The organism is Pseudomonas sp. R1-15, assembly GCF_051132085.1.
In the GTDB taxonomy this organism is placed as follows: domain Bacteria; phylum Pseudomonadota; class Gammaproteobacteria; order Pseudomonadales; family Pseudomonadaceae; genus Aquipseudomonas.
The window spans coordinates 2,424,698-2,445,275 of record NZ_CP071660.1; the positions used below are offsets into that span (position 1 = coordinate 2,424,698).

The 20,578-nt window shown below is 60.8% G+C and carries 21 protein-coding genes; 12 read left to right on the forward strand and 9 right to left on the reverse strand.

Going from position 1 to position 20,578, the window contains the following annotated elements; all coding sequences use genetic code 11:
* Positions 1–8: 8 nt before the first annotated feature.
* On the reverse strand, positions 9–971 hold the full coding sequence (locus J3P97_RS11180; protein ID WP_434674145.1) for a DMT family transporter: 963 nt from the start codon (positions 969–971) through the stop codon (positions 9–11).
* Between the two features lie 3 nt (positions 972–974).
* Between J3P97_RS11180 and J3P97_RS11185 the strand changes: the two genes are divergently transcribed.
* Positions 975–2,069: a LysR substrate-binding domain-containing protein gene (locus J3P97_RS11185; RefSeq protein WP_434674146.1), complete on the forward strand. Its 1,095-nt coding sequence runs from the start codon at positions 975–977 to the stop codon at positions 2,067–2,069.
* 30 nt (positions 2,070–2,099) lie between these two features.
* Here J3P97_RS11185 and J3P97_RS11190 read toward each other — a convergent pair whose 3' ends face one another.
* The gene (locus J3P97_RS11190) at positions 2,100–3,002 is read right to left on the reverse strand and encodes a bestrophin family protein (protein ID WP_434568826.1); all 903 of its coding nucleotides are present in this window, start codon (positions 3,000–3,002) and stop codon (positions 2,100–2,102) included.
* 402 nt (positions 3,003–3,404) lie between these two features.
* On the opposite strand from J3P97_RS11190, the gene J3P97_RS11195 reads away from it, so the two are divergent.
* A complete protein-coding gene (locus tag J3P97_RS11195) occupies positions 3,405–3,704 on the forward strand; it encodes a hypothetical protein (RefSeq protein ID WP_434674147.1) in 300 nt (99 codons plus the stop codon).
* A gap of 241 nt (positions 3,705–3,945) precedes the next feature.
* Here J3P97_RS11195 and J3P97_RS11200 read toward each other — a convergent pair whose 3' ends face one another.
* Positions 3,946–4,467 (reverse strand): hypothetical protein, encoded by a 522-nt coding sequence (locus J3P97_RS11200; protein ID WP_434674148.1) that lies wholly within the window; start codon positions 4,465–4,467, stop codon positions 3,946–3,948.
* Positions 4,468–4,871: 404 nt separating this feature from the next.
* Positions 4,872–5,843 carry an AraC family transcriptional regulator gene (locus J3P97_RS11205; protein ID WP_434674149.1) on the reverse strand — a complete coding sequence of 324 codons (972 nt, stop codon included), beginning with the start codon at positions 5,841–5,843 and terminating at the stop codon, positions 4,872–4,874.
* A 101-nt stretch (positions 5,844–5,944) separates the two neighbouring features.
* Between J3P97_RS11205 and J3P97_RS11210 the strand changes: the two genes are divergently transcribed.
* Together J3P97_RS11210 and J3P97_RS11215 are read left to right on the forward strand one after the other, a co-directional pair.
* A complete protein-coding gene (locus tag J3P97_RS11210; RefSeq protein WP_434674150.1) occupies positions 5,945–7,189 on the forward strand; it encodes an MFS transporter in 1,245 nt (414 codons plus the stop codon).
* Positions 7,190–7,446: 257 nt separating this feature from the next.
* Positions 7,447–7,956 carry a hypothetical protein gene (locus J3P97_RS11215; RefSeq protein WP_434674151.1) on the forward strand — a complete coding sequence of 170 codons (510 nt, stop codon included), beginning with the start codon at positions 7,447–7,449 and terminating at the stop codon, positions 7,954–7,956.
* A gap of 91 nt (positions 7,957–8,047) precedes the next feature.
* Here the strand turns inward: J3P97_RS11215 and J3P97_RS11220 are convergent, their stop codons facing one another.
* The 5 genes from J3P97_RS11220 to J3P97_RS11240 form a co-directional block, all read right to left on the reverse strand.
* Complete coding sequence (locus J3P97_RS11220) at positions 8,048–8,638, reverse strand: helix-turn-helix domain-containing protein (protein ID WP_434605107.1); 591 nt, start codon at positions 8,636–8,638, stop codon at positions 8,048–8,050.
* 53 nt (positions 8,639–8,691) lie between these two features.
* A complete protein-coding gene (locus J3P97_RS11225; RefSeq protein ID WP_434604390.1) occupies positions 8,692–8,853 on the reverse strand; it encodes a hypothetical protein in 162 nt (53 codons plus the stop codon).
* A 117-nt stretch (positions 8,854–8,970) separates the two neighbouring features.
* Positions 8,971–9,684, reverse strand: coding sequence for an ABC transporter ATP-binding protein (locus J3P97_RS11230; protein ID WP_434674152.1), 714 nt, complete (start codon positions 9,682–9,684; stop codon positions 8,971–8,973).
* 3 nt (positions 9,685–9,687) lie between these two features.
* A complete protein-coding gene (locus J3P97_RS11235) occupies positions 9,688–10,530 on the reverse strand; it encodes an ABC transporter permease (RefSeq protein ID WP_434604393.1) in 843 nt (280 codons plus the stop codon).
* A gap of 63 nt (positions 10,531–10,593) precedes the next feature.
* Positions 10,594–11,586 carry an aliphatic sulfonate ABC transporter substrate-binding protein gene (locus J3P97_RS11240; RefSeq protein WP_434674153.1) on the reverse strand — a complete coding sequence of 331 codons (993 nt, stop codon included), beginning with the start codon at positions 11,584–11,586 and terminating at the stop codon, positions 10,594–10,596.
* A gap of 303 nt (positions 11,587–11,889) precedes the next feature.
* On the opposite strand from J3P97_RS11240, the gene J3P97_RS11245 reads away from it, so the two are divergent.
* The 8 genes from J3P97_RS11245 to J3P97_RS11280 all read left to right on the forward strand — a co-directional run bounded on the left by J3P97_RS11245 (position 11,890) and on the right by J3P97_RS11280 (position 20,420).
* On the forward strand, positions 11,890–12,837 hold the full coding sequence (locus J3P97_RS11245) for an ABC transporter substrate-binding protein (protein ID WP_434674154.1): 948 nt from the start codon (positions 11,890–11,892) through the stop codon (positions 12,835–12,837).
* Between the two features lie 253 nt (positions 12,838–13,090).
* A complete protein-coding gene (locus tag J3P97_RS11250; protein WP_434674155.1) occupies positions 13,091–14,506 on the forward strand; it encodes an LLM class flavin-dependent oxidoreductase in 1,416 nt (471 codons plus the stop codon).
* 4 nt (positions 14,507–14,510) lie between these two features.
* Positions 14,511–15,482 carry an AMP-binding protein gene (locus tag J3P97_RS11255; RefSeq protein WP_434674156.1) on the forward strand — a complete coding sequence of 324 codons (972 nt, stop codon included), beginning with the start codon at positions 14,511–14,513 and terminating at the stop codon, positions 15,480–15,482.
* Positions 15,479–16,249, forward strand: coding sequence for an ABC transporter ATP-binding protein (locus J3P97_RS11260; protein WP_434674157.1), 771 nt, complete (start codon positions 15,479–15,481; stop codon positions 16,247–16,249). The genes J3P97_RS11255 and J3P97_RS11260 overlap by 4 nt, the downstream gene beginning before the upstream one ends.
* On the forward strand, positions 16,246–17,127 hold the full coding sequence (locus J3P97_RS11265; RefSeq protein ID WP_434674158.1) for a branched-chain amino acid ABC transporter permease: 882 nt from the start codon (positions 16,246–16,248) through the stop codon (positions 17,125–17,127). Before J3P97_RS11260 ends, J3P97_RS11265 begins: the two co-directional genes overlap by 4 nt.
* Positions 17,128–17,131: 4 nt before the next feature.
* Positions 17,132–18,196, forward strand: coding sequence for a branched-chain amino acid ABC transporter permease (locus J3P97_RS11270; protein WP_434674159.1), 1,065 nt, complete (start codon positions 17,132–17,134; stop codon positions 18,194–18,196).
* Between the two features lie 87 nt (positions 18,197–18,283).
* A complete protein-coding gene (locus J3P97_RS11275) occupies positions 18,284–19,618 on the forward strand; it encodes an ABC transporter substrate-binding protein (RefSeq protein WP_434674160.1) in 1,335 nt (444 codons plus the stop codon).
* A 25-nt stretch (positions 19,619–19,643) separates the two neighbouring features.
* The gene (locus tag J3P97_RS11280; RefSeq protein ID WP_434674161.1) at positions 19,644–20,420 is read left to right on the forward strand and encodes an ABC transporter ATP-binding protein; all 777 of its coding nucleotides are present in this window, start codon (positions 19,644–19,646) and stop codon (positions 20,418–20,420) included.
* Positions 20,421–20,578 lie beyond the last annotated feature (158 nt).

The window sequence follows — 20,578 nt, forward strand, 5'->3', positions numbered from 1 at the left end:
ACCCGTCTTCATGACTGCATCTTCCCCTTGCGATTTCCAGGGGGCGGGCAACTTCTATCATCCCCAGTCTGCCCAACCGCTTTGCTGAGATTCACTACGAGCAGGCCGACAATAGTCAGGCTTGCGCCTAGCAGAAATCCGAAGCTCGTTTGCTCTCCGAGCCACAGATAACCCATTAGTACGCCAAACAGCGGACTCATGAAGGCCAGCACTCCAAGACGAGCTGCGAAGTAGCGACGAAGCATCCAGAACCAGATCAAGTAGCTTGCCACTGACACGATTAATGTCTGGAAAACCAGGCTGGCCACTGCGCCGGTAGAGAAAGTCATCGAGCTTTGGCCTGCTACCAGGCTTAAAGGCAGCAGAAAGAGAAAGGCTCCTGCCAGTTGATAAAACAGGGTCTGGGTTGCCGGCGCTTCACTAAGGCGACTGGTACGCACCGCCACCGTCGTAAATCCCCAAGTAGCGCCCGCGCACAAGCCCAACAGGTCACCCAGAAGACTGTTTGAGTTGGTGATTTGAAGAGCTGTCCCGTCCCGTGGCATGAGGAAGGTGACGGCAATCCCTGCGAACGCCAGAGACATACCAGACCATTGAATCGCGCTAAGGCGCTCCTCCGGCAAGCGTAGATGCAGACCAATGGCGGCGAATAAGGGCGCTGTATAAAGGAAAACCGCCATATGTGAAGCACTTGTCCAGCGTAACCCTTGCGCGATAAACAGAAATTCGCTGGCGAACAGAACGGCCACGACCAACCCGGAGCGGCACCAGACACGTGGCAACCACATCTCCCGCATGATGCATTTTTCGATCAGCCAGACCAAGGCTGCAGCGACTCCCGAGCGAACGGCGACCTGCATGATGGGTGCCATGTCACCAGCAACCGCCTTCATTGCCACTTGCTGGGCACCCCAAATGAGGCACAGCACCACCATCACCGCCGTGGCAGCCCCGTCTACAGACTTCCTCACTTATTGGCACCTTTTATCGCTGATGATCTGGACAGCCATTTATTCCTCACTCGGTTGGGCAAACAGCCGACCACCTGCCGGATGATCGGCATTGGTTTTTCCTACGGAAATCGGAATTCGTTCTGCGCTGTGGCGAAATTCGATTGTGGGAAAGTACGCAAGCCGCTACAAATCATGTGTTTTCGATCTATAGAAGAGAAAAACTACCTCATGAGAGCTGACACGCCCCTCAGGGCTATCGCTTGCTTCGACGCGGTCATGCGCACTGGCAGCGTCAGCGTCGCTGCAAGCCAGTTTTTCGTAACGCCGGGAGCAGTCGGGCAACAGATTCGCAAACTGGAAGGTTGGCTAGGAACGCCACTGTTCGTACGCAGTGTGCGCAGGCTGCAACCAACGGCGGAAGCTCTGAGCTACTGGGAGCAGGTGAAGCCGGCTCTTCGCCAGCTGGAGACAGCCAACCTGGCTGTCCGGGGTCTTAGAGACAGGCAGGTACGGTTGAGTCTGCCGCCGGCGTTCGCCAAGTCCTGGTTCGCAAAGCGCATGCCGTTGTTCACCGAGCGCTATCCAGAAATGCAACTGCACCTGAGTGCATCTACCGATACCGTGGATTTTAACGACGCCGCCTGCGACCTGGCAGTGCGCCATTTCGATGGATATGCCAGTGACGTGCACGCAGAACTGCTCTTGCCGGACGAGGTAAGGGTCTACTGCAGCCCGGCCTACCGCGAACGGCTCCAGTTGCATGACCTTGATTGTTTGCCGGGAGCCACCTTGCTTTATACGACTTCTCATGCCCACTGGTCTCAATGGCTGTCATCGGTCGGCATGTCCCCTGATAACTTCTCCAGCAGCCTCAAATTCGATCAGTCCGAGTTGGCAATCGACGCGGCGCGGCGCGACCAAGGTTTGGTGCTCACCAGCCCTTGGCTGGTTGAGGACGACATGGAGCAAGGCCTTCTTGTACCTGTCGTTGACGCTGTACTGAAGACTGGCAAGGGCTATTATTTGGTGCAGGCCAAAGATGTGGTGCTGGGCGAGGCAGCCCAACTGTTGCGCCAGTGGCTATGTGAAGTAGCGCGACGAGTTCAACAACATTGATAACTTGAGGGGCCATTACAGGGTTCTTCTTCAAGCGTTCTCTTCAATCCTGCGCACATCACCCAAGGAATCGCGCTGCATCGACTGCAGGTTCTTTTCGATGGTTTCGCACAGCGCTTCCATCTGGATCTGATGTTCGCTGTGGCGGAACGGGCTTTGCAGATCGGTGCCGATGCGCTCGATGGCCAGCAGCATGAACCCAACCACGGTCGAAGCCAGCGGCGTGAACCAGCCCAGGGATTCCACCAGTCCAACCGGCACAATCAGGCAGAACAGCGAAATAAACAGCCGTGGAAAATACACATAAGGGTAGGGCAGCGGCGTATTCGCGATCCGCTCCATGCCGCCCTGACTGTTGGACAGGTCCACCAGCGTCGACTCAAGACGCGCCAGGCGAATACTGTCCAAGTGTCCGGCCTTGTATTCGCGCGCCAGCAACGTCGCCGAGCCGGTGAGGATATCGTTGGCAAAGTTATTGGTCGTGCCACTGCGGGCAAACTCTTCGTCCGGAATAAACGCCCGCACTTCCTCGGGACAAGGCTGGCCTTGCAGATGCGCGGCGAGGCAATTCACATAAGCGACGTGGCGACGCAACAAGGTCGACTTGACCGGATTCACCTCGCTGCCGGGGTCGTCCAGCAGCGTCAGCACCTGACGGGCGAAGCTGCGTGAATTGTTGATCATCGTCCCCCACAGCGTCCGTGCTTCCCACCAGCGGTTGTAAGCACTGCTGTTGCGGAAGCTGATCAACACCACCAACGCCGAGCCGAGCAACGTCAGCGGCATCAGCGGCAGGTTCAATTTGGCGTTGAGAAACAGCATGAAGTCCACCGTGACGGCGATGTCCCAGAGCAACAACCAGAACAAAGCCCAGCCCACGTAGCCCATGGTCTTGACGATCAGACGGTAATTTTTGACGATGGCAGCTTTCAAACGGAAACCTCGTGGCGAGCAGTTAGCTTAAACGCTTAAGCTCGGACGATGCTTGGGGGCAAAGGTTCGGTTGGCGCAGGAAGCATGACATTTTGGTCGATGAGATCTGCAAGGGTGCCACCCGAAAAGATGCATGAGCCTTGGGCCACCATGGTGCCCTGATATCTCACCGGATGGAGCAAGCGAAGAGACACGGCAGTTTTGTGATCGCCGCGTCTGCGCTGGGAGTTGGTAAGGGTCAATGGCATATCTGACATGGCAAGAAATCACTGGTCAGTCCTTGGAAGGGGTCAGGCCAACATTTTACACTCCAACGGTGCAACGCGGAGCGGACCGCTTTTTGCCAATGCTGTCGAAAAAATTCGGCGTTCGGATTCGCCATTAGCATCTATGAGTCGATCCATGACGGCCGTTACTATCAGGCGGTTGGGCACCATAACGACGTTTAAAAACAGAACCTCAAATATGAATCATGAACTTTGGCAGGAACCTGATGGCTGTCGGACCTTTTGTCTGGCTGGTGCTCAGGGTGATGGTGCACGTGCGCTTATGCATTCGGAAGCGAAGCTTGTTTGGGAGGTCGAGGCTGAAAGTCATTTCGAAGCAATGACTAAATATTATGCCCATATGCAGTGGGGCGAATACCTGACGGACTTTCCCGAACAAGACAAAACTTGCTACAAAAAACTGGGCTGGGAATGACCAGTTAAGCGTCGGACAAAACTGCGGAACCCTCTCTAGCTGATCACTCTTACAAAAGGGGGCAGATTCATTTCCTACAAAAGGGGGCAGATTTATTTTCAGCCAACAAATCTGTCCCCCTTTTCAGCGCTTTTCACCGCTTTCGCTGCAGAACAATGGTCGGTAATCGGTGTCGTTGCCCGGGGAGGGCGCTATCCGCCCGTAATGGTATCCAACTCGCAACGGATGCCGTGCGGTGCCCCTATTCTTTAACGAATTTCAGGCATGCGAACCCAGTCTTGATTTGCAGCTGTTGAATGGGTTCGACGCTTTCCTGGTCGCCGACTTTCTTGACGACGCCTACGCCGCAAAAATATTCGTCGCGATTGAAGATAGGAAGAATGCCTGTCCTGGGCTTGCTCCAAGAGCCTTGGACCAAGGTATACGTGGCGCCGTTCTGTGGAGTGAAAGAGAACGGTATCTGGCAAACGCTGCCTCCTGCCACCCGCCCATAGGTCAGGATCAGTTCCTTATTCACGGCGACCCGAGATTCGATATGGTCGCCGTTAGACGGCAGGATGGTGTAACCCGCATAGCATCCATTGTCGCTGAACGTCATGGCATCCAGTCTCGCACCATTTCCAGCCTTGAGGCGAACCGTTGCAGAGGGTTCACCGGGGGCGGGAACGACATACTGCTTGCCCTGCAAAAACGAAGTGCAACCGCTAATGACAAACACGCCGGCCAGCAAAATACATTGGCTGGACTTTTGAATGAGGTGCATCCATCTCTCCTTGATTCTATTGGGTGCCCTAGTCATCCCGGGGCTTGGGACTGCCGAATAGCGGGCTGATATTTCGGTCCTTAAGCTTTGCTTAAACAGCAGCAATACGTCTGCTTCTGGCCGAAAGTCACCGGTTGCGAAGGGCACCAACCGGCCAAAAGCGGCGTTCGATTCACTACCTTCAACCACAGCATTTATGATCCCGTCCATAACGCCGTTGCAACAATCATAGAGCAGAGATCTTGTAGATAGCCTTCCGTAACCGCGACGGACAGCTCGTTCAGCGGCGATCAGCCACTGACGCGCCCATGATGCCCGCGCCAATGACAACTACGCGTTTTGCCCTGCATATCAAATTCCTTAATGCCGACGCGAAGAATCAACTACGTCGCCCTATCCGCCTATCAAGGCTGGAGAGCCGACTGCCTCGACTGCCGACTCAACCCAGGCGTGTTGCCCGTAACGCGCTTGAACGCGCGGCTGAAAGCGGCCTGGGAGGTGTAGCCCAGGCGCTGCGCCACTTCTTCGATCGGCAGCCTTTCGAGCGTCAGCCACTGGCGCGCGAGCCGCATCCGCAGTTCGGTGACGTAGCGCAGCGGGGCCATGCCGATAGTCGCCTGGAAACGGTCGGCGAAGACCGACCGCGAGGTATTGCATTGCTCCGCCAACTGCGCGACGGTCCAGTCGCGGCCCGGTTGTTGATGGAGCGCGAGAAGTGCATTGGCCAAGCGCGGATCGCGCAATGCGGCGACCAGGCCAGAGGCATTGCCGCACGCGCACTCCACCCAACCGCGAACGACCATGGCCGCCACCACGTCGGCCAGCCGCGCGAGGATGCCGGCGAAGCCGACACGTGCGGCGCTGACCTCGCGCTCCATGGTGGTCAGGATAGGCATCAGTCCGGGGTAACGCTGGCCGCCGGCATCAATCAGCATCAGGCCCGGCATCAGCCTGCCCAGGCCATGGAGGCTGCCCAGTTCGAACTCCATGCAGCCGCTGAACAGAATGGTCGTCGGCGTGGGGCTGGCATCGTTTCCAGTATCCACCGCGCTGACGGCATCGCCGAGGGGAGCGCGGTCCAGGCGATCAATGTCCTGGACCGGCGCGTCCACATGGGACAGCAGTTGGTGCGCCGCCCCATGGGAAATGAACACGGCATTGCCGGCCGACAGCGCATAGGTGGTTCCGTCTTCCATCCGCAGCAGTGCATTGCCGACCGCCAGGAAATGGAACCAGGCGTGTCCGGGTTTGGCAGCGAAGCCCAGGCCGAAGGCTGGACCGGCCTGGATACGCCGGTACTCGACACCGCGCAGGCGCATACCGCGCAACAGCTCGTTGATGAGATCCGAGGAAAGGGCAAACTGATCGGTAGGCATCGTTCAGGTGTTTCGGTCAAAAAGTCGGGGTTTTCGATCATAGATCATCCGGTTTCGCGCGCCTAGACTGCGGGTCGCAATGAAATTCGGAGATTCGTGTAATGACTGACTGTGTATGTAATGCCGTAGCCGGCAGCCGTTCCGGCGTCGGGCCGGATGTAGAGCCGACTACCCCCGCGTGGATGGCCGTGTTCTCGTTGGCAATGGGCGTGTTCGGATTGCTGACCGCCGAGTACCTTCCGGCCAGCCTGTTGACGCCGATGGCGACGGATCTGGGGGTGTCCGAAGCGCTGGCTGGCCAGGCGGTAACGGTGACCGCCGTGGTCGCGTTGTTCGCTGGCCTGTTGGTGCCAGGCCTGACCCGCGGCATCGATCGCCGCTGGGTGCTGCTGGGTTTTTCCACGTTGATGATCGCATCCAATCTACTGGTCGCCGTTTCTTCCAGCCTCGCGGTGCTGTTGCTGATGCGAATCTTGCTGGGCATCGCCCTTGGCGGATTCTGGAGCATGGCGGCAGCGGTGGCGATGCGCCTGGTACCGGCGGCTTTGTTGCCCCGAGCGCTCTCGATCATTTTCAGCGGCATCGCCATCGGGACGGTGGTTGCGGTCCCGCTGGGCAGCTACCTGGGCGGGCTGTATGGCTGGCGCAGCGCGTTCGTTGCAGCGGCGGCGGTAGGTGTGGTGACGCTGGCTTTCCAGTCGTTCACGCTGCCGCGCCTTGCGCCACGCAGGCCGGCACGCCTGCGCACCGTACTGGAGGTGTTGCGGCGCCCGGGCATCGCCATGGGCATGTTCGGTTGTGTGCTCGTGCACAGCGGCCATTTCGCGATGTTCACTTATGTCCGGCCATTTCTCGAAGGGACTACCGGCATCGACGCGCAAGGGCTGTCGCTGATGCTGCTGGGTTTCGGTGTGGCGAACTTCGCCGGCACGCTCCTGGCCGGTTGGCTGCTTGAGCGCCATCCGCTGGCCACCCTGGTGTTGATGCCGGCGCTGGTAGGCGTTGCCGCACTGGCGTTGGTGCTGTTGCCGGCCTCGGTGCCGGGCCAGGCGGTACTGCTGGCAATCTGGGGCCTGGCCTTTGGCGGTGTGCCGGTGGCGTGGTCGAACTGGGTCGCCAGCGCGGTGCCTGATCAGGCGGAAAGCGCCGGGGGCATGGTGGTGGCCTCCGTGCAGTCGGCCATCGCAACGGGCGCCGCCGCTGGCGGTGCGATGTTCAGCCTCGCTGGCAGCGCCGGCGTATTCGTCGCGGCGGCTGTGCTGATGCTGCTGGCTGCGTTGCTGATTGCGTTGCGGGTGCGGGTTCCTTCTACTCATGAAAATGCGAACCGTGGTCTGCCAATCTAGACCGATTATTTCTTACAGTTATTTATATAGGTCCGGTTCGCATATCCGCGACCATCAAAGCGGCGCTATGGCCCACGTTATTTCCGCTATGAAAGCGCAATCGACGTAACAGCCGCCAAGCTGACGCTTTTCGCCCCGTCAGCTCTGTTCGAGCATGCATTCCCGCTGTTGGATAGTCATCTTGCCGGGTTCGGCTCAAGGCTTAGAATCCGCCCCATCAGCTTCGTCCAACTCTCGATACTTGAAAGGAACACACCATGATGAATGCCATGCAGATGCAAATGCCGATGAACGCCAACATGCCGATGATGCCGATGATGGGCATGCCGATGATGATGGCGACCATGACCTGCGAAATGATGGATGACGGCATGATGTGCAAAATGATGCCCGCCGCCGGCATGGACATGGCCATGTTCAAGAACAGCGCCGACATGATGCAGATGATGATGAACTGCGGCATGCCGACGATGATGCATTGCGGCAACATGAGCATGATGTGCATGTCCCAGGCGAGCATGGCCATGCCGATGGCAAGCATGATGATGCCTGTGCCGATGATGGGTATGCCGATGCCATCGATGAAGTGCGTGATGGAATGTACGGTGATGGCTGATTGCATGATGTGCAAAATCATGCCGATGGCCGGCATGAACATGGACATGATGAAAAACTGCTGCGCATTGATGATGAAAATGATGAACGACTGCGGCATGCCGATGATGATGAGCTGCAATGGCATGCCGATGATGTGCTGCACCTGCTGATTCATGTGGTGAGGGGGCTTGCTCCCTTGGCACGATGGATCTTGCCAGCTTCAAGTGAGACGCGGCCGGGCTTTTGTTCGGCTGTTTTTTTTCAGTCCAGGCGTTCCGGGTAGGTAACCACCAGGTAGGCCACCGCTTCGCTGTCGGCCGGGTTGCGATAACGGTGTGGCTGGTCGGCATAAAACAGGATCGAGTCGCCGGTGGAGAGCAGGTAGCGCTCCTCGTTGACGCTGATCTCCAGTACGCCTTGGGACACCACCAGGTTTTCCTGGACACCGGGGCCGTGACCTTCGGATTGTTCTTCTCCCAGCGGGCTCAGGCGCAGCTCGTAGAATTCCGACTGACGTGCGACATCGAAAGGGAACAGGGAACGGCTGACGAAGGCGCCATTGGCGCTGACCAGGCGTTTGCTCTGGCTGGCCGACAGCACTGCGACCCCTTCGAAAGCCCGGTGTTCGAGGAACGCCGCCACCGAGACTTTCAGACCCTTGGCAATTTTGCACAGCACCTTGATCGAGGGCACGCTGCGCCCGGATTCGATCTGCGCTAGCATGGCCCGGCTCACCCCGCATTGGCGAGCGAGGGCATCCAGGGACAGATGCCGCTTGCTGCGCAGGCGTTGCAGGTTCTGCGCAACCCGCTCGCTGATCGGATCTTCGTCCAGCGCCTCCAACTGATTCAAATCCACTTCTGGTTCTTCGGCGCTCGCCAGAAAACGCGAGGGTTCCTGGGCGCTCACGCGTGATAGGTCCTGGTCGGCTGGGAGGCTTGGACCCACTGGAACGCCTGATAACCGGCGTTACGTGCGTACATTTCCCACATGGCCCGCGCCAGTGCCTGGGCCTGCTTGCGTTTGCGGAACTGGACGAAGTCGATAACGTTGCAAGTCGGTTTCATAGGGCCTTCGCTGTCATGACCAATGGCGGGATGAACTGAGAGTACGTGGTTATTTTTATAACCATAAATACTGATTGTTCATTTATTAATTCTTTTGAGTTATTAATAAAGCCGCTGTCAAATCACATGCGCACGCTGCAATTCAGTCAGGGCCAGCGCCTTGAGCTGCGCCAGCAACGGGTCGCGTCGATCCCGCGGATGGTCCAGTTGCACCGTCAGTTCCTGGCGAATGCTGCTGGGGCGGTTGTCCATCACCAAGACCCGGTCACTCAGGTACAACGCCTCGTCGACATCGTGGGTCACCAACAACAGGGCGATGGCGTGCCGCTCGGCCAGTTGCAGCAAGAGGTCCTGCAGTTTCATCCGGGTGAACGCGTCCACGGCACTGAAGGGTTCGTCCAGCAATAGCACTTGCGGTCGCGAGTACAGGCCGCGGGCAATCGCCACGCGTTGCGCCATGCCGCCGGACAACGCCTTGGGCAAGGCGTCGGCAAAACCGTTGAGGCCAACTTCGTCGATCAACTGCGCGACCCAGGCCTTGTCGTAATCACCGTCATCACTGAAGCCGATGTTCTGTTGCACCGTCAGCCACGGCATCAGCCGTGCTTCCTGAAACACAAAGGCGAGCTGTTCGGTGTGGCTGAGCAGTTGCCCTTCGAAGTCTTTTTCCAGGCCTGCGACGATGCGCAGCAAAGTGCTTTTGCCACAGCCGCTGGGACCCAGCAGGCTCACGGTTTCCCGGGGCTGCAGTTGCAGGTGGATATTATCGAGCACGGTGGTGGTGGCGAACGTCTTGCGCTCGACGTGGATATCCAGCAGGGCTTGGGTCATGGCTCAATCCTCGCTGCCGTTGAAGGTGTCGCGCCAGGCCAGGAAGCGTTTTTCCAGGCCGGCAAGGATGCCGTCGCTGAGCTTGCCGAGCACGGCGAGCGCGATAATGGCCGCCAGGACGATGTCCGGCCGCGAGGTTTCGCGGCCATCGCTGAGTAGATAGCCCAGGCCTTTGGTGGCGGCGATCAGTTCGGCGGCCACCAGAAACATCCAGGCCAGGCTCATGCCGCTGCGCAAACCGGTGAACAGGCCGGGCAGGGCGGCGGGCAGGAGAATCCGCCGCACCAGACGGCGACGGTTGAACCCGTACATATGGCCGACTTCCACCAGCTTGCGGTCGATGTTGCGAATCGCTGCGACGCCATTGAGGTAAACGGGAAAGAACGCGCCGATGGCGATCAGCACCACTTTCGAGGTTTCGTCGATGCCCAGCCACAGCAGGAGCAACGGTACCCAGGCCAGGCTCGGAATCGAGCGCAGGCCGGCGAAGGTCGGTTCCAGATAGGCTTCGGCTTCCCGGCTCAAGCCAACCCAGGCGGCGAATACCAAGGCCAGGCCGGCGCCGATGGCGAAGCCCAGCAATACCCGCAACAGGCTGGCGCTGATGTGTTTCCACAATGCCCCTTCGGCGAGGTCGCCGAGGGTCAGGGCGATCTCGCTGGGGGCTGGCATCTGGTAGGAGGGCAGCCAACCGATGCGCACGATGATCTCCAGGAATACGATGATCAGCACCGGCAGGGCCAGCCCCTTGAGACGCAGTCGCCAGTCGGCATTGAACAGGGGCGCCTTGCTTGTTGCGGGCAGGGCCAGGCGCAGGCTGGAAAGGTCTTTGCTGTTACTGCTCATGGCGGTTCTCCGGCAACGTCGAATCCGCGCCAGGCGCGGATCGGTTGTCGCCTGGGCAATCGGTTATTGACGGGCCACGGCCTGTTGGTGACCGGTGTCGAGCAGTTGCTCGATGACCTGGTCAACATTCACCCCGCGACGCACCAGCTCCTCGGAAACCAGGATCGGCGCGGCGGCCTTCGAGGCCAGCAGGTCCCTGGCGCTCAGTTGTGGGTTGCCCAGATCAGTACGCGACAGTTGCAACCTGGCCACTTCCAGCGGCAGGCCCGATTCGTCGGCCAGAAGTTTGGCCAGCTCCTGCGGATGACCTACCGCCCATTCACGGGCCTGTTCATAAGCGGCGAGTACGGTGTTGATGGTCTGCGGATGCTCCTTTGCATACTTTTCGGTGACGCTGACCACCCCGTAGCTGTTGAAGTCGGGGTTGCGATAGAGCAGGCGCGATCCGGCCTGGACTTCGCTGGCGGCCATGTGCGGGTCGAGGCCGGCCCAGGCGTCGACGTCACCTTTTTCCAGGGCGGTGCGCCCGTCCGGGTGCTGCAGGTGGACGAGTTCTACGTCGTCCTTGTCCAGCCCGGCCTGTTGCAGGCTGCGCAACGTGAACAGGTAGGGATCGGTGCCCTTGGTGGCGGCGATTTTTTTGCCCTTGAGGTCGGCGATTGTCTGGTACGGCGAATCCTTGCGCACCACCAGGGCGGTCCATTCGGCGCGGCTGTAGACGTAGACCGACTTGATCGGGCTGCCGTTTGCCCGGCTCAGCACGGCGGCGAGGCTGGCGGACGATGCGAAGTCGACGCCGCCGCTGTTGAGGTATTCCAGGGAGCGGTTGCTGCCCTGGCTCAAAACCCAGCTCACCTTGGTCTGGGGCAGGGCCTTTTCCAGATAGCCGAAATGCTTGAGCACCAGGCTCACCGGCGAGTAATAGGCGTAGTCCAGATGCACTTCAGCCGGTGGACTTTCTGCGGCCAGGGTCATGGACGGCAGGCCCAGCACCAGAGCGCAGGCGCTGAACAGGTATCTGGCGCGGGCCAGGGAAAAACGGAGGGCGGGTTTCATCGAGCGGCTCCAGGCAAGGCGGCAGGAAGGCAATGTTCTTATTTCCGAAAGATCGGCAAGCAGGAGGAAATCCCACTGGAATGGAATATTGCAGGCTCTGTGCCACAGCCGCAGCAGGGCGGCTGGCGGGGGCGCGAGGGGGTGGAAGTCTGGAGGGCGATGTTGCCCTGTCAACAGTCTGCTGCGGCACTGTTGCACCGCAGACAGCGGTTGCAAGCGGCTTATGAGCTTATGCCTCAAAAGAATTTCTGAGTTGAATTGCAAGAGCGTTAAGTTCTAAGAAATTCAATCAGGAGCCTTTTCATGAAGCCCGGCCAATTCTTGCAACGTCTACTGCTCAGCACATTGTTTGCCGCACCGTTGGCCCAGGCCGCCGAGCCATTGGTACTGCATGTCGGCGACCAGAACTATTACAACGTACGGGCTTCGGTGGAGGCTTCGGGTGTGCTTGAGGGCGCCCCCTATCGCGTCGACTGGAAGCACTTCCAAGCGGCCGCGCCACTGGCCGAGGCGCTGAGTACCGGTGACCTGGACCTGGGTTTCCTCGGCGATTCGGGCTTCCTGTTCCTGGCCGCCAAACAGGCACCGGTGAAGTTGATCGGCGTCTCGCGGCAGAACCCTGACACCATCGCGCTGCTCGTGCCCAAGGACTCGCCGGTCAAGACCATCGCCGACCTCAAGGGCAAGAAGGTCGCCTATTGGCCCGGGGCGTGGAGTCAGCAACTGACACTGCGCGCCCTGGAACGGGCCGGCTTGCCGGAAGACCACGTCGACTTCATCAAGCTGATGCCCATTGATGCAGCCGCGGCCTTGCCCCAGGGCAGCATCGATGCCTTTCCGGTGTGGGAGCCCTACATCTCGCAACAGATCCTCTTCTCCGGCGCCCGGCCGATCCTGACGGCGAAGGACCTCATGCCCGGCCTCAGCGCCATAGCCGCCTCGACGCCGGCCATCGACAGCAAGCGTGAAGCCATCGCCGACTTCCTCGGCCGCGTAAAACAAGCCCGCGCCTGGGTCGACAACCACACCGACCAATACGCCGACCTCTGGGCAAAGAAGGCCAATCTTGACCAGGACGTTTCGCGCCATTGGTTGCGCCAGGCCCACATGAGCGTTGGTCCGGTGGACCAGCAGTCCGCCGCCGACCTGCAGAGCACGGCGGACTTCCTGTTCAAGGTCAAGGCGCTGCCGGCTCCGCTGGCCACTGCTGGCGTTATCGACACGTCCTTCAACCAAGCCTTCAGCCAGTGAACATTGATGAGCGATGGCCGGTTCCGGACCAGGCCGTCGGCTGGGTGTTGGCAAACGGTCCCGAGCGAACGTCCGTACTGTTTGTTATCGAACAATTGATCAACACCGGTGTTGGGAGGCAGTCACCCTGGTTGCCCAGTTTCGTGAGTAACCCACTGTAAATAAAGGAATTTACGAACTGGCATGAATCATGTTGAGACAGCAACGAGAAAGCGCCCGGATATGGTGCTGAACCCATCGAGCAGGAGTTCCCATGCCACGTGAAATTCGTTTCAATGCCCTCGAGATGAACTGCGTCGGCCACCAGTCTCCAGGGCTCTGGCGACATCCCCTGGATCGTGCCTGGCAGTATAAAGACCTGGATTACTGGACCGACCTGGCCAAACTGCTGGAGCGCGGCAAGTTCGACGGCATCTTCATTGCCGATGTGATCGGTATCTACGATGTGCTCGGCGGCAATGGTGACGCCGCGATCCGCCAGGCGACCCAAGTCCCGGTCAATGATCCACTGGCGCTGATCACGCCGATGGCACTGGTGACCGAGCACCTGGGTTTCGGCCTGACCGCCTCGTTGACCTTCGAGCATCCCTATCCCTTTGCCCGCCGCCTGTCGACATTGGATCACCTGACCAAGGGGCGCATCGGTTGGAACATCGTCACGTCTTACCTCGACAGCGGCGCGCGTAACCTCGGCCAGAAGGCGCTGAGTGATCACGATGCACGCTACGACTACGCCGACGAATACCTCGAGGTGCTCTACAAACTGTTCGAAGGCAGTTGGGAGGAGGGCGCGGTGGTGCGCGACCGTGAGCGCGGCATCTTCAGCGACCCCGGCAAAGTCCATGAGATCCGTCATCAGGGCAAGCACTTCCAGGTGCCGGGTATCCACCTTTGCGAGCCGTCGCCGCAGCGCACGCCGGTACTCTACCAGGCGGGGGCATCGAGCCGTGGCAAGGATTTCGCCGCCGGCCATGCGGAATGTGTATTCGTCGCGGCGCCGTCGAAGGTCATCCTGAAAAAGACCGTGGCCGATATCCGCCGACGTGCCGCCGAGGCCGGGCGTGATCCGCGCAAGGTGCTGATCTTCAACCTGCAAACGGTGATCGTCGACGAGACCGATGCCAAGGCACAGGCCAAGTGGCGGGAGCTGAAATCCTACAGCAGCTATGAGGGCGCGCTGGCGTTGGTTTCCGGCTGGACTGGCATCGATTTCAGCCAGTACCGACCCGACCAGGTGCTCAAGCACATCCATACCAATGCCATTCAATCGGCCGTGGAAACCTTCTCCACCGCCGACCCCGACAAACAATGGACAGTCCAGGAACTGGCCGATTGGGTCGGCATCGGCGGCTTTGGTCCGTTGATCGTCGGCGGCGCGCAAACCGTCGCCGACGAGTTACAGGCCTGGGTCGAGGAAACCGATGTGGACGGCTTCAACCTGGCCTACGCCCTGGCCCATGAGACCTTTCGCGACGTGGTCGAGCTGCTGGTGCCCGAACTCCAACAGCGCGGCGTGTACAAGACCGACTATCGTCCCGGCACCCTGCGCGAGAAGCTGTTCGGCGACGGCCCGCGCCTGCCCGCCAGCCACCCGGGCGCTGGTTATCGGGACTTGAATCGCCTGGCCCAGCGCGCTCGTGTCGCTGAGCCGGCCCTGGTTGAGGAGTAAGCGCATGAGTATTTTCGAAGTCAATGCTCCATTGCCCGAAAGCGTGACGGACAGCGCCCTCGTGGCGTTGCAGCGCTGGGCCAGGGAGCGTCCGACGCAGATCGCCATGCGTCATCGACGCCTCGGCGCCTGGAAGGCCTGGCGATGGATCGATGTGCAACGCGAGGTCGAGCGGGTTTGCGATGGCCTGCGCCAACAAGGCTTCGCCCCTGGCGCGCGGTTGGCATTGAGCGGTGCCTTCGAGCCGAGCCTGCTGATCCTGACATTGGCGGCGCGCCAGCTGGGTGGACACAGCGTGGTCGTCGACCGCGACAGTCAGGGCGAGGATCTGCAACGCCAGTTACGTTTGATCCGCCCGGCGTTCGCCTTTGTCCAGCGCCGCGAAAGTGTCTCGCACTGGCTGCAGTGCGGCCTGGATGAAGAGTGGCCGCTGCGGCTGTATTCGGCCCAGGCCAGTGCGGCGCGTCGTGGCCTGTGGCAGGTGCAGTCACTGTCGGTGCTGTTCGTCACCGAGGCGCCGGCAGCGCAGCGCCAGGGCTGGGCCCAGGTCGCCAAGGACGCGGTGGTATGGATCGATGAGGGCACTGAATGGCGTGATGGGCTGACTCATCTGTTCCGTCGCTGGCTGGAGGGCGGTGAAGGCCTGGCCTTTCCGGAAGCTCGCGAATCGGCCAGCCGCGATCGCCGCGAGATTGCCCCGACGGCCTTGCTGTTGTCCGCTGCGCGAGTCGACTCGCTGGCGGCGGAAATCGAAGCCCGGCTGCCGATTGCGGGCAGTTGGCGGCGACGCCTCTGCGAATGGACCCTGGATGATCCGCGACGTGGCCTGCGCCGCTGGCTCAAGTCGCGGGTGCGGCGTCTGCTCGGGTTCCAGCGGCTGCGCCGGATCGAGGTGCCAAGCGCGCCCGCAGACGCCTTGTTGCAAGGCTCGGCGCGCCAGGCCTGGTTGCAGGAATATCTGGAGCGAGCAGCATGAATGCGCTGTTGGAGGTGCGTAATGTGTCGCTGTCGTTCAGGGGCGTGAAAGCGATTTCCGACCTCTCGTTCAGCGTCAGGCTTGGCGAGATCTGCGCGTTGATCGGGCCGAACGGTGCGGGCAATAGTTCGTTGCTGAACATCCTCAACGGGGTCTACCGGGCCGATGCCGGCCAGGTGTTCTTCGCTGCCGAACCGTTGCGCCGTCCGCATCCACTGAAAGCGGCGCGGCTTGGTATCGGCCGGACGTTCCAGAACAACGCGCTGTTCAAGAAAATGAGCGTGGTGGACAACCTGCTTACTGGCCTGTCGCGCTTGCAGCGTACGTTTTTTCTCGAGCAGGCCTTGGGCTTGCCGCGCGCCCGGCGCGAGGCGCGGGCGTTCGCCGAGCGGGCCGAGCAGGTGCTGGAATTCCTCGAACTGCAGGCCTGGCGTGACGTCGCGGTGGGCAGCCTCGCCTACGGTTTACAGAAACGCGTGGAGCTGGGCCGGGCACTGATCGCGCAGCCGACCCTGCTGTTGCTCGACGAACCGATGGCTGGCATGAACGCTGAAGAAAAACAGGAGATGAGCCGCTTCATCGTCGATATCAATCGCGACCTTGGCACCACGGTGATTCTCATTGAACACGACATTCCGGTGGTCATGGGGCTGTCCAGCCATGTGGTGGTGCTGGACTACGGACGCAAGGTCGGTGACGGCACGCCCGCGCAGGTGCAGGCCAACCCCGATGTGATCGCCGCTTACCTGGGGGCCTCGCACTCATGAATTTCTTTCTGGAAACCCTGGTTGGCGGGCTGCTGGCCGGCACTCTGTATTCACTGGTGGCCATCGGTTTCGTGCTGATCTACAAGGCCAGCGGCGTGTTCAATTTTGCTCAGGGCGCGATGCTGCTGTTCGCCGCGCTGACCTTCGTCAGCTTGCGTGAGCAGGGCCTGTCTTTTGCCCTCGCGTTGGTCCTGACGGTGCTGGTGATGATCGTCGGCGCATTGTTGATCGAGCGCCTGGTGCTACGGCCGTTGGTCAACCGATCGCAGATCACCCTGTTCATGGCCACCCTCGGCCTGTCGTTTATCATCGAGGGCCTGGCCCAAGGACTGATGGGCGCCCAGGTGCGTGCGCTGGACCTGGGCATCGAGGACGTCCCGCTGTTCGTGGGGGAGATCATGGTCAGCCAGTTCGACTTGATGGCGGCCGCGGTGTCCGGACTGACGGTGGCGGTGCTGGCCTTGCTGTTCAACCAGACCCGCATCGGGATCGCCCTGCGCGCCGTGGCCGATGATACCCGTGCGGCGTTGTCGCTGGGCATCAACCTCAATCACATCTGGCAGATTGTCTGGGCCGTGGCCGGGGTGGTCGGCCTGGTCGCCGGGTTGCTCTGGGGCGCGCGGCAGGGCGTGCAGTTCTCGCTTTCGCTGGTGGTGCTCAAAGCGCTGCCGGTGCTGATCATCGGCGGCTTCACCTCGATCGGCGGGGCCATCGTCGGCGGGCTGATCGTCGGTGCGGCGGAGAATCTTGCCGAGGCTTACATCGGCCCGCTGATCGGCGGAGGCATCACGCCCTGGTTCGCCTATTTCCTCGCCTTGATCTTCCTCTACATCCGTCCGTCCGGCCTGTTCGGCGACCGGATCATTGAACGGGTATGACGCCATGACCGCTACTGTTGCGCGCCTCACTGCCAGCTTTGACGACTCACCCCTGACCCTGGTGCGCCGGCGTTGGCGGCCGGGCCTCTTGTTGCTGCTACTGGTGGCTTTTATCGGGTTGCCGTGGCTGGGCAACGACTATTGGCTCAACGCGATCCTGATTCCCTTCCTGGTGCTGTCGCTGGCAGGCGTGGGGCTGAACCTGTTGACCGGCTACACCGGCCAGACCTCGGTCGGCGCCGCCGGCTTCATGGCCGTGGGCGCGTTCGCCACATACGGCCTGCTGCTGCGCGTGCCCGGGCTGCCGTTGCCATTGGCGCTGCTTGGCGGTGGGGTAATTGCCGGGTTGGTCGGGCTGCTGTTCGGCATCCCCAGTTCTCGGATCAAGGGTTTTTACCTGATGGTCACCACGCTGGCCTCACAGTTCTTCCTAGAATGGGTGTTTGCCAAATTCCCCTGGTTCTACAACTACGCCTCGTCCGGCACCATCAGCGCGCCACGCCTGGAGCTGTTAGGCCATAACCTCGGCACCCCGGTCGGTCGCTACCTGTTGACCCTCAGTTGCGTGGTGCTGTTGACCTGGGTGGCGGTCAACCTGGTGCGCAGCCAGATTGGCCGCAACTGGATGGCCATCCGAGACATGGACACCGCTGCCGCTGTCATCGGGATCGCGGTGGAGCGCGACAAGCGCATGGCCTTCGCCGTCAGTTCGTTCTACCTCGGAATCGCCGGGGCGCTCTGGGCGTTCGCGTACCTGGGGACGGCCAGTGCAGGCAGCTTCGACATCAATCGTTCGTTCCAGATTCTGTTCATCATCATTATCGGTGGCATGGGCAGCATTGCCGGCAGCTTCATCGGCGCGGCCTTCATCAGCCTCGTGCCGATCCTGCTCAGCCATGCCGGCCTATGGCTGTTCAACGGCAACGTCGACGCCGGGCAACTGCAGAACCTGCAGAAGGTGCTCTTTGGTGGCCTGATCATCTGGTTCCTGATCAAGGAGCCGGAAGGGCTGGCACGCCTGCTAGGCGACCTGCGTGAACGCATCAGGGTCTGGCCGCTGCGGTTCTGAGCGCCTTCCCACAACCCAACGAACCTTGACCCTACCGAGGGAAAGGAGGTTTCCAACACTGCACAAGACCCAATCGAGAAGACCAACATGCATGTAACTTTAAAACGCAGCCTCGCTGCCATCGGCCTGGCACTGGGTGCCTGCGCAACGCTGGTACCGGTTGCCCAGGCGGCCAACGAACAGTTCTTCCCCCTGGCCACCTACCGGGTCGGCGCCTATGCCTCCAGCGGCATTCCGGTGTGGGCCGGAATGATCGACTATCTGCGCTACATCAACGAGGTGGAAGGCGGGATCAACGGCGTCAAGCTGGTCTGGCAGGAGTGCGAGACCGAATGGACGGCGGAAAAAGGCATCGAGTGCTACGAGCGCTTCAAGAACGGCCTCAACGGCGCGCCGGTGGCGGTCTACCAGCCCAACGGTGCACCGGCGGCCTATGCCCTCGCGGACAAGGCCGAAGCCGACCGGATTCCGCTGATCACCCTCGGCTATGGCCGTACCGAGGCCACCGATGGCAGGGTGTTTCCCTACAATTTCCCGGCCATGCTGACGTTCTACAGCGAGGCCTCGGCATTCATCAATTACGTGGCTGAGCGCGAGGGCGGGCTGGACAGGCTCAAGGGCAAGAAGATCGCCACCGTCTACCATGACTCGGCCTATGGTCGGGAAACCCAGGGGCCGCTGGCCCTGCTGGCGCAGAAGTATGGCTTCGAGAACATCCAGATCGCGGTGGCGGATCCGGGCAACGAACAGGCCGGGCAGTGGCGCCAGGTGCGGCAGCTCAAGCCGGACTGGGTGTTCCTGCGTACCTGGGGTGTATCCACGCCGGTGGCGATCAAGACCGCGGCGCGTTTCGGCTACCCGGTGGAGCGCATCGTCGGTGACATCTGGGCCAGTTCCAACGAGGACGTGTTGCCGGCCGGCGAGGCCGGCAAGGGCTACCTGGCGTTGACACCCTATCCAGGCGGTGCCGATTTCGACATCCACCAACGCATTCGCCAGTACATCCTCGATACCGGCAAGAGCGATCTCAAGGATCCGAAGAGTTTCGGCAGCGTCTATTACAACTCCGGCCTGGTGAATGCCGCCATTGCCGTCGAGGCGATCCGCACCGGGCAGAAGAAGTTCGGCAATCGTCCGCTCAACGGTGAGGAAGGTCGCTGGGGCCTGGAGCATCTCGACCTCGATGACGCGCGTCTCAGGGAGATCGGTTTCCTTGGACTGATGCAGCCGCTGGAGCTGTCTTGCAGCGACCATGAAGGTGGCGGGGCAGCCAAGGTACAACAATGGGACGGCCAGCAATGGAAACTGATCACCGACTGGGTCCAGGCCGACCGCGCGACGTTGCGCCCATTGATCGACGCCAAGGCCGCCGAGTATGCGAAAGAAAAGGGCGTAACGGCCCGCGATTGCGCGGCGCAGTAGCCGTGCGCACGAGGAGGAAGAATCCATGACCATTGCGGCCCTTGCGGGCACCGCAAGCAGCGAGTTGCTGGCGGTGCACGACATCGAAGTCATCTACGACGGCGCGATCCTCGCCGTGGCCGGGGTTTCCCTGCGGATCGGGCAGGGCGACATCGTTGCGCTGCTGGGCGCCAACGGGGCTGGCAAGAGCACCACGCTCAAGGCCATTTCCGGGTTGGTCCAGGCTGACCGTGCGCAAGTCAGCCGCGGCCGGATCACTTTCCAGGGGCAGGATACCGCCGGCGTCGCCGCCAACCTGCTGGCCCGCCAAGGCATTGTCCATGTGCTGGAGGGGCGCCACGTGTTCGCCCACCTGACCGTCGAGGACAACCTGCGTACCGGCGGTTTCCTGCGTAACCCGACGCGCCGGGAACTGGAACAGGGTCTGGAGCGCATCTACGCCTGGTTCCCTCGTCTCAAGACCAAGCGCAAGACCCAGGCCGGGCTGACATCCGGCGGCGAGCAGCAGATGCTTGCCATCGGCCGGGCGCTGATGACCCGACCTCGGCTGGTATTGCTGGATGAACCTTCGATGGGGCTGGCGCCGATCCTCGTCGAGGAGATTTTTGCCATCGTCGCCCAGCTCAATGTCCAGGAAGGCATGAGCTTCCTGGTGGCCGAACAGAACATCAACGTTGCGCTGCGCCATGCCACCTACGCCTACGTCCTGGAAAACGGTCGGGTCGTGGGTGAGGGCAGCGGTGCGGAGTTGGCGGCGCGGGAAGACATCCAGCATTTCTATCTGGGCGGCAAGACCGGTTGAGTGCCGGTTTCCCGCTGTCTTGTGGGCAACAGTGAATCCGCAGTTTGCTGTTGCAGGGGCTTTGTCCAGCCCGCTGCTGGTTCACAACTCTTTGAAAAAAAAGGGTTTAGAGGGTTGGTACGGACTGTGCTCTGGCTGTTGATGAACCCGTTACGAAA

Bases quoted from the DNA above. Each gene is read 5' to 3' on its own strand.
- J3P97_RS11230 (WP_434674152.1), bottom strand. From the start codon at position 9,684: ATGACCCAAGCCCTGCTGGATATCCACGTCGAGCGCAAGACGTTCGCC.
- J3P97_RS11215 (WP_434674151.1), top strand. From the start codon at position 7,447: ATGATGAATGCCATGCAGATGCAAATGCCGATGAACGCCAACATGCCG.
- J3P97_RS11195 (WP_434674147.1), top strand. From the start codon at position 3,405: ATGACGGCCGTTACTATCAGGCGGTTGGGCACCATAACGACGTTTAAA.
- J3P97_RS11275 (WP_434674160.1), top strand. From the start codon at position 18,284: ATGCATGTAACTTTAAAACGCAGCCTCGCTGCCATCGGCCTGGCACTG.
- J3P97_RS11260 (WP_434674157.1), top strand. From the start codon at position 15,479: ATGAATGCGCTGTTGGAGGTGCGTAATGTGTCGCTGTCGTTCAGGGGC.
- J3P97_RS11210 (WP_434674150.1), top strand. From the start codon at position 5,945: ATGACTGACTGTGTATGTAATGCCGTAGCCGGCAGCCGTTCCGGCGTC.
- J3P97_RS11225 (WP_434604390.1), bottom strand. From the start codon at position 8,853: ATGAAACCGACTTGCAACGTTATCGACTTCGTCCAGTTCCGCAAACGC.
- J3P97_RS11240 (WP_434674153.1), bottom strand. From the start codon at position 11,586: ATGAAACCCGCCCTCCGTTTTTCCCTGGCCCGCGCCAGATACCTGTTC.
- J3P97_RS11265 (WP_434674158.1), top strand. From the start codon at position 16,246: ATGAATTTCTTTCTGGAAACCCTGGTTGGCGGGCTGCTGGCCGGCACT.
- J3P97_RS11205 (WP_434674149.1), bottom strand. From the start codon at position 5,843: ATGCCTACCGATCAGTTTGCCCTTTCCTCGGATCTCATCAACGAGCTG.
- J3P97_RS11270 (WP_434674159.1), top strand. From the start codon at position 17,132: ATGACCGCTACTGTTGCGCGCCTCACTGCCAGCTTTGACGACTCACCC.
- J3P97_RS11280 (WP_434674161.1), top strand. From the start codon at position 19,644: ATGACCATTGCGGCCCTTGCGGGCACCGCAAGCAGCGAGTTGCTGGCG.
- J3P97_RS11255 (WP_434674156.1), top strand. From the start codon at position 14,511: ATGAGTATTTTCGAAGTCAATGCTCCATTGCCCGAAAGCGTGACGGAC.
- J3P97_RS11245 (WP_434674154.1), top strand. From the start codon at position 11,890: ATGAAGCCCGGCCAATTCTTGCAACGTCTACTGCTCAGCACATTGTTT.
- J3P97_RS11200 (WP_434674148.1), bottom strand. From the start codon at position 4,467: ATGCACCTCATTCAAAAGTCCAGCCAATGTATTTTGCTGGCCGGCGTG.
- J3P97_RS11250 (WP_434674155.1), top strand. From the start codon at position 13,091: ATGCCACGTGAAATTCGTTTCAATGCCCTCGAGATGAACTGCGTCGGC.
- J3P97_RS11235 (WP_434604393.1), bottom strand. From the start codon at position 10,530: ATGAGCAGTAACAGCAAAGACCTTTCCAGCCTGCGCCTGGCCCTGCCC.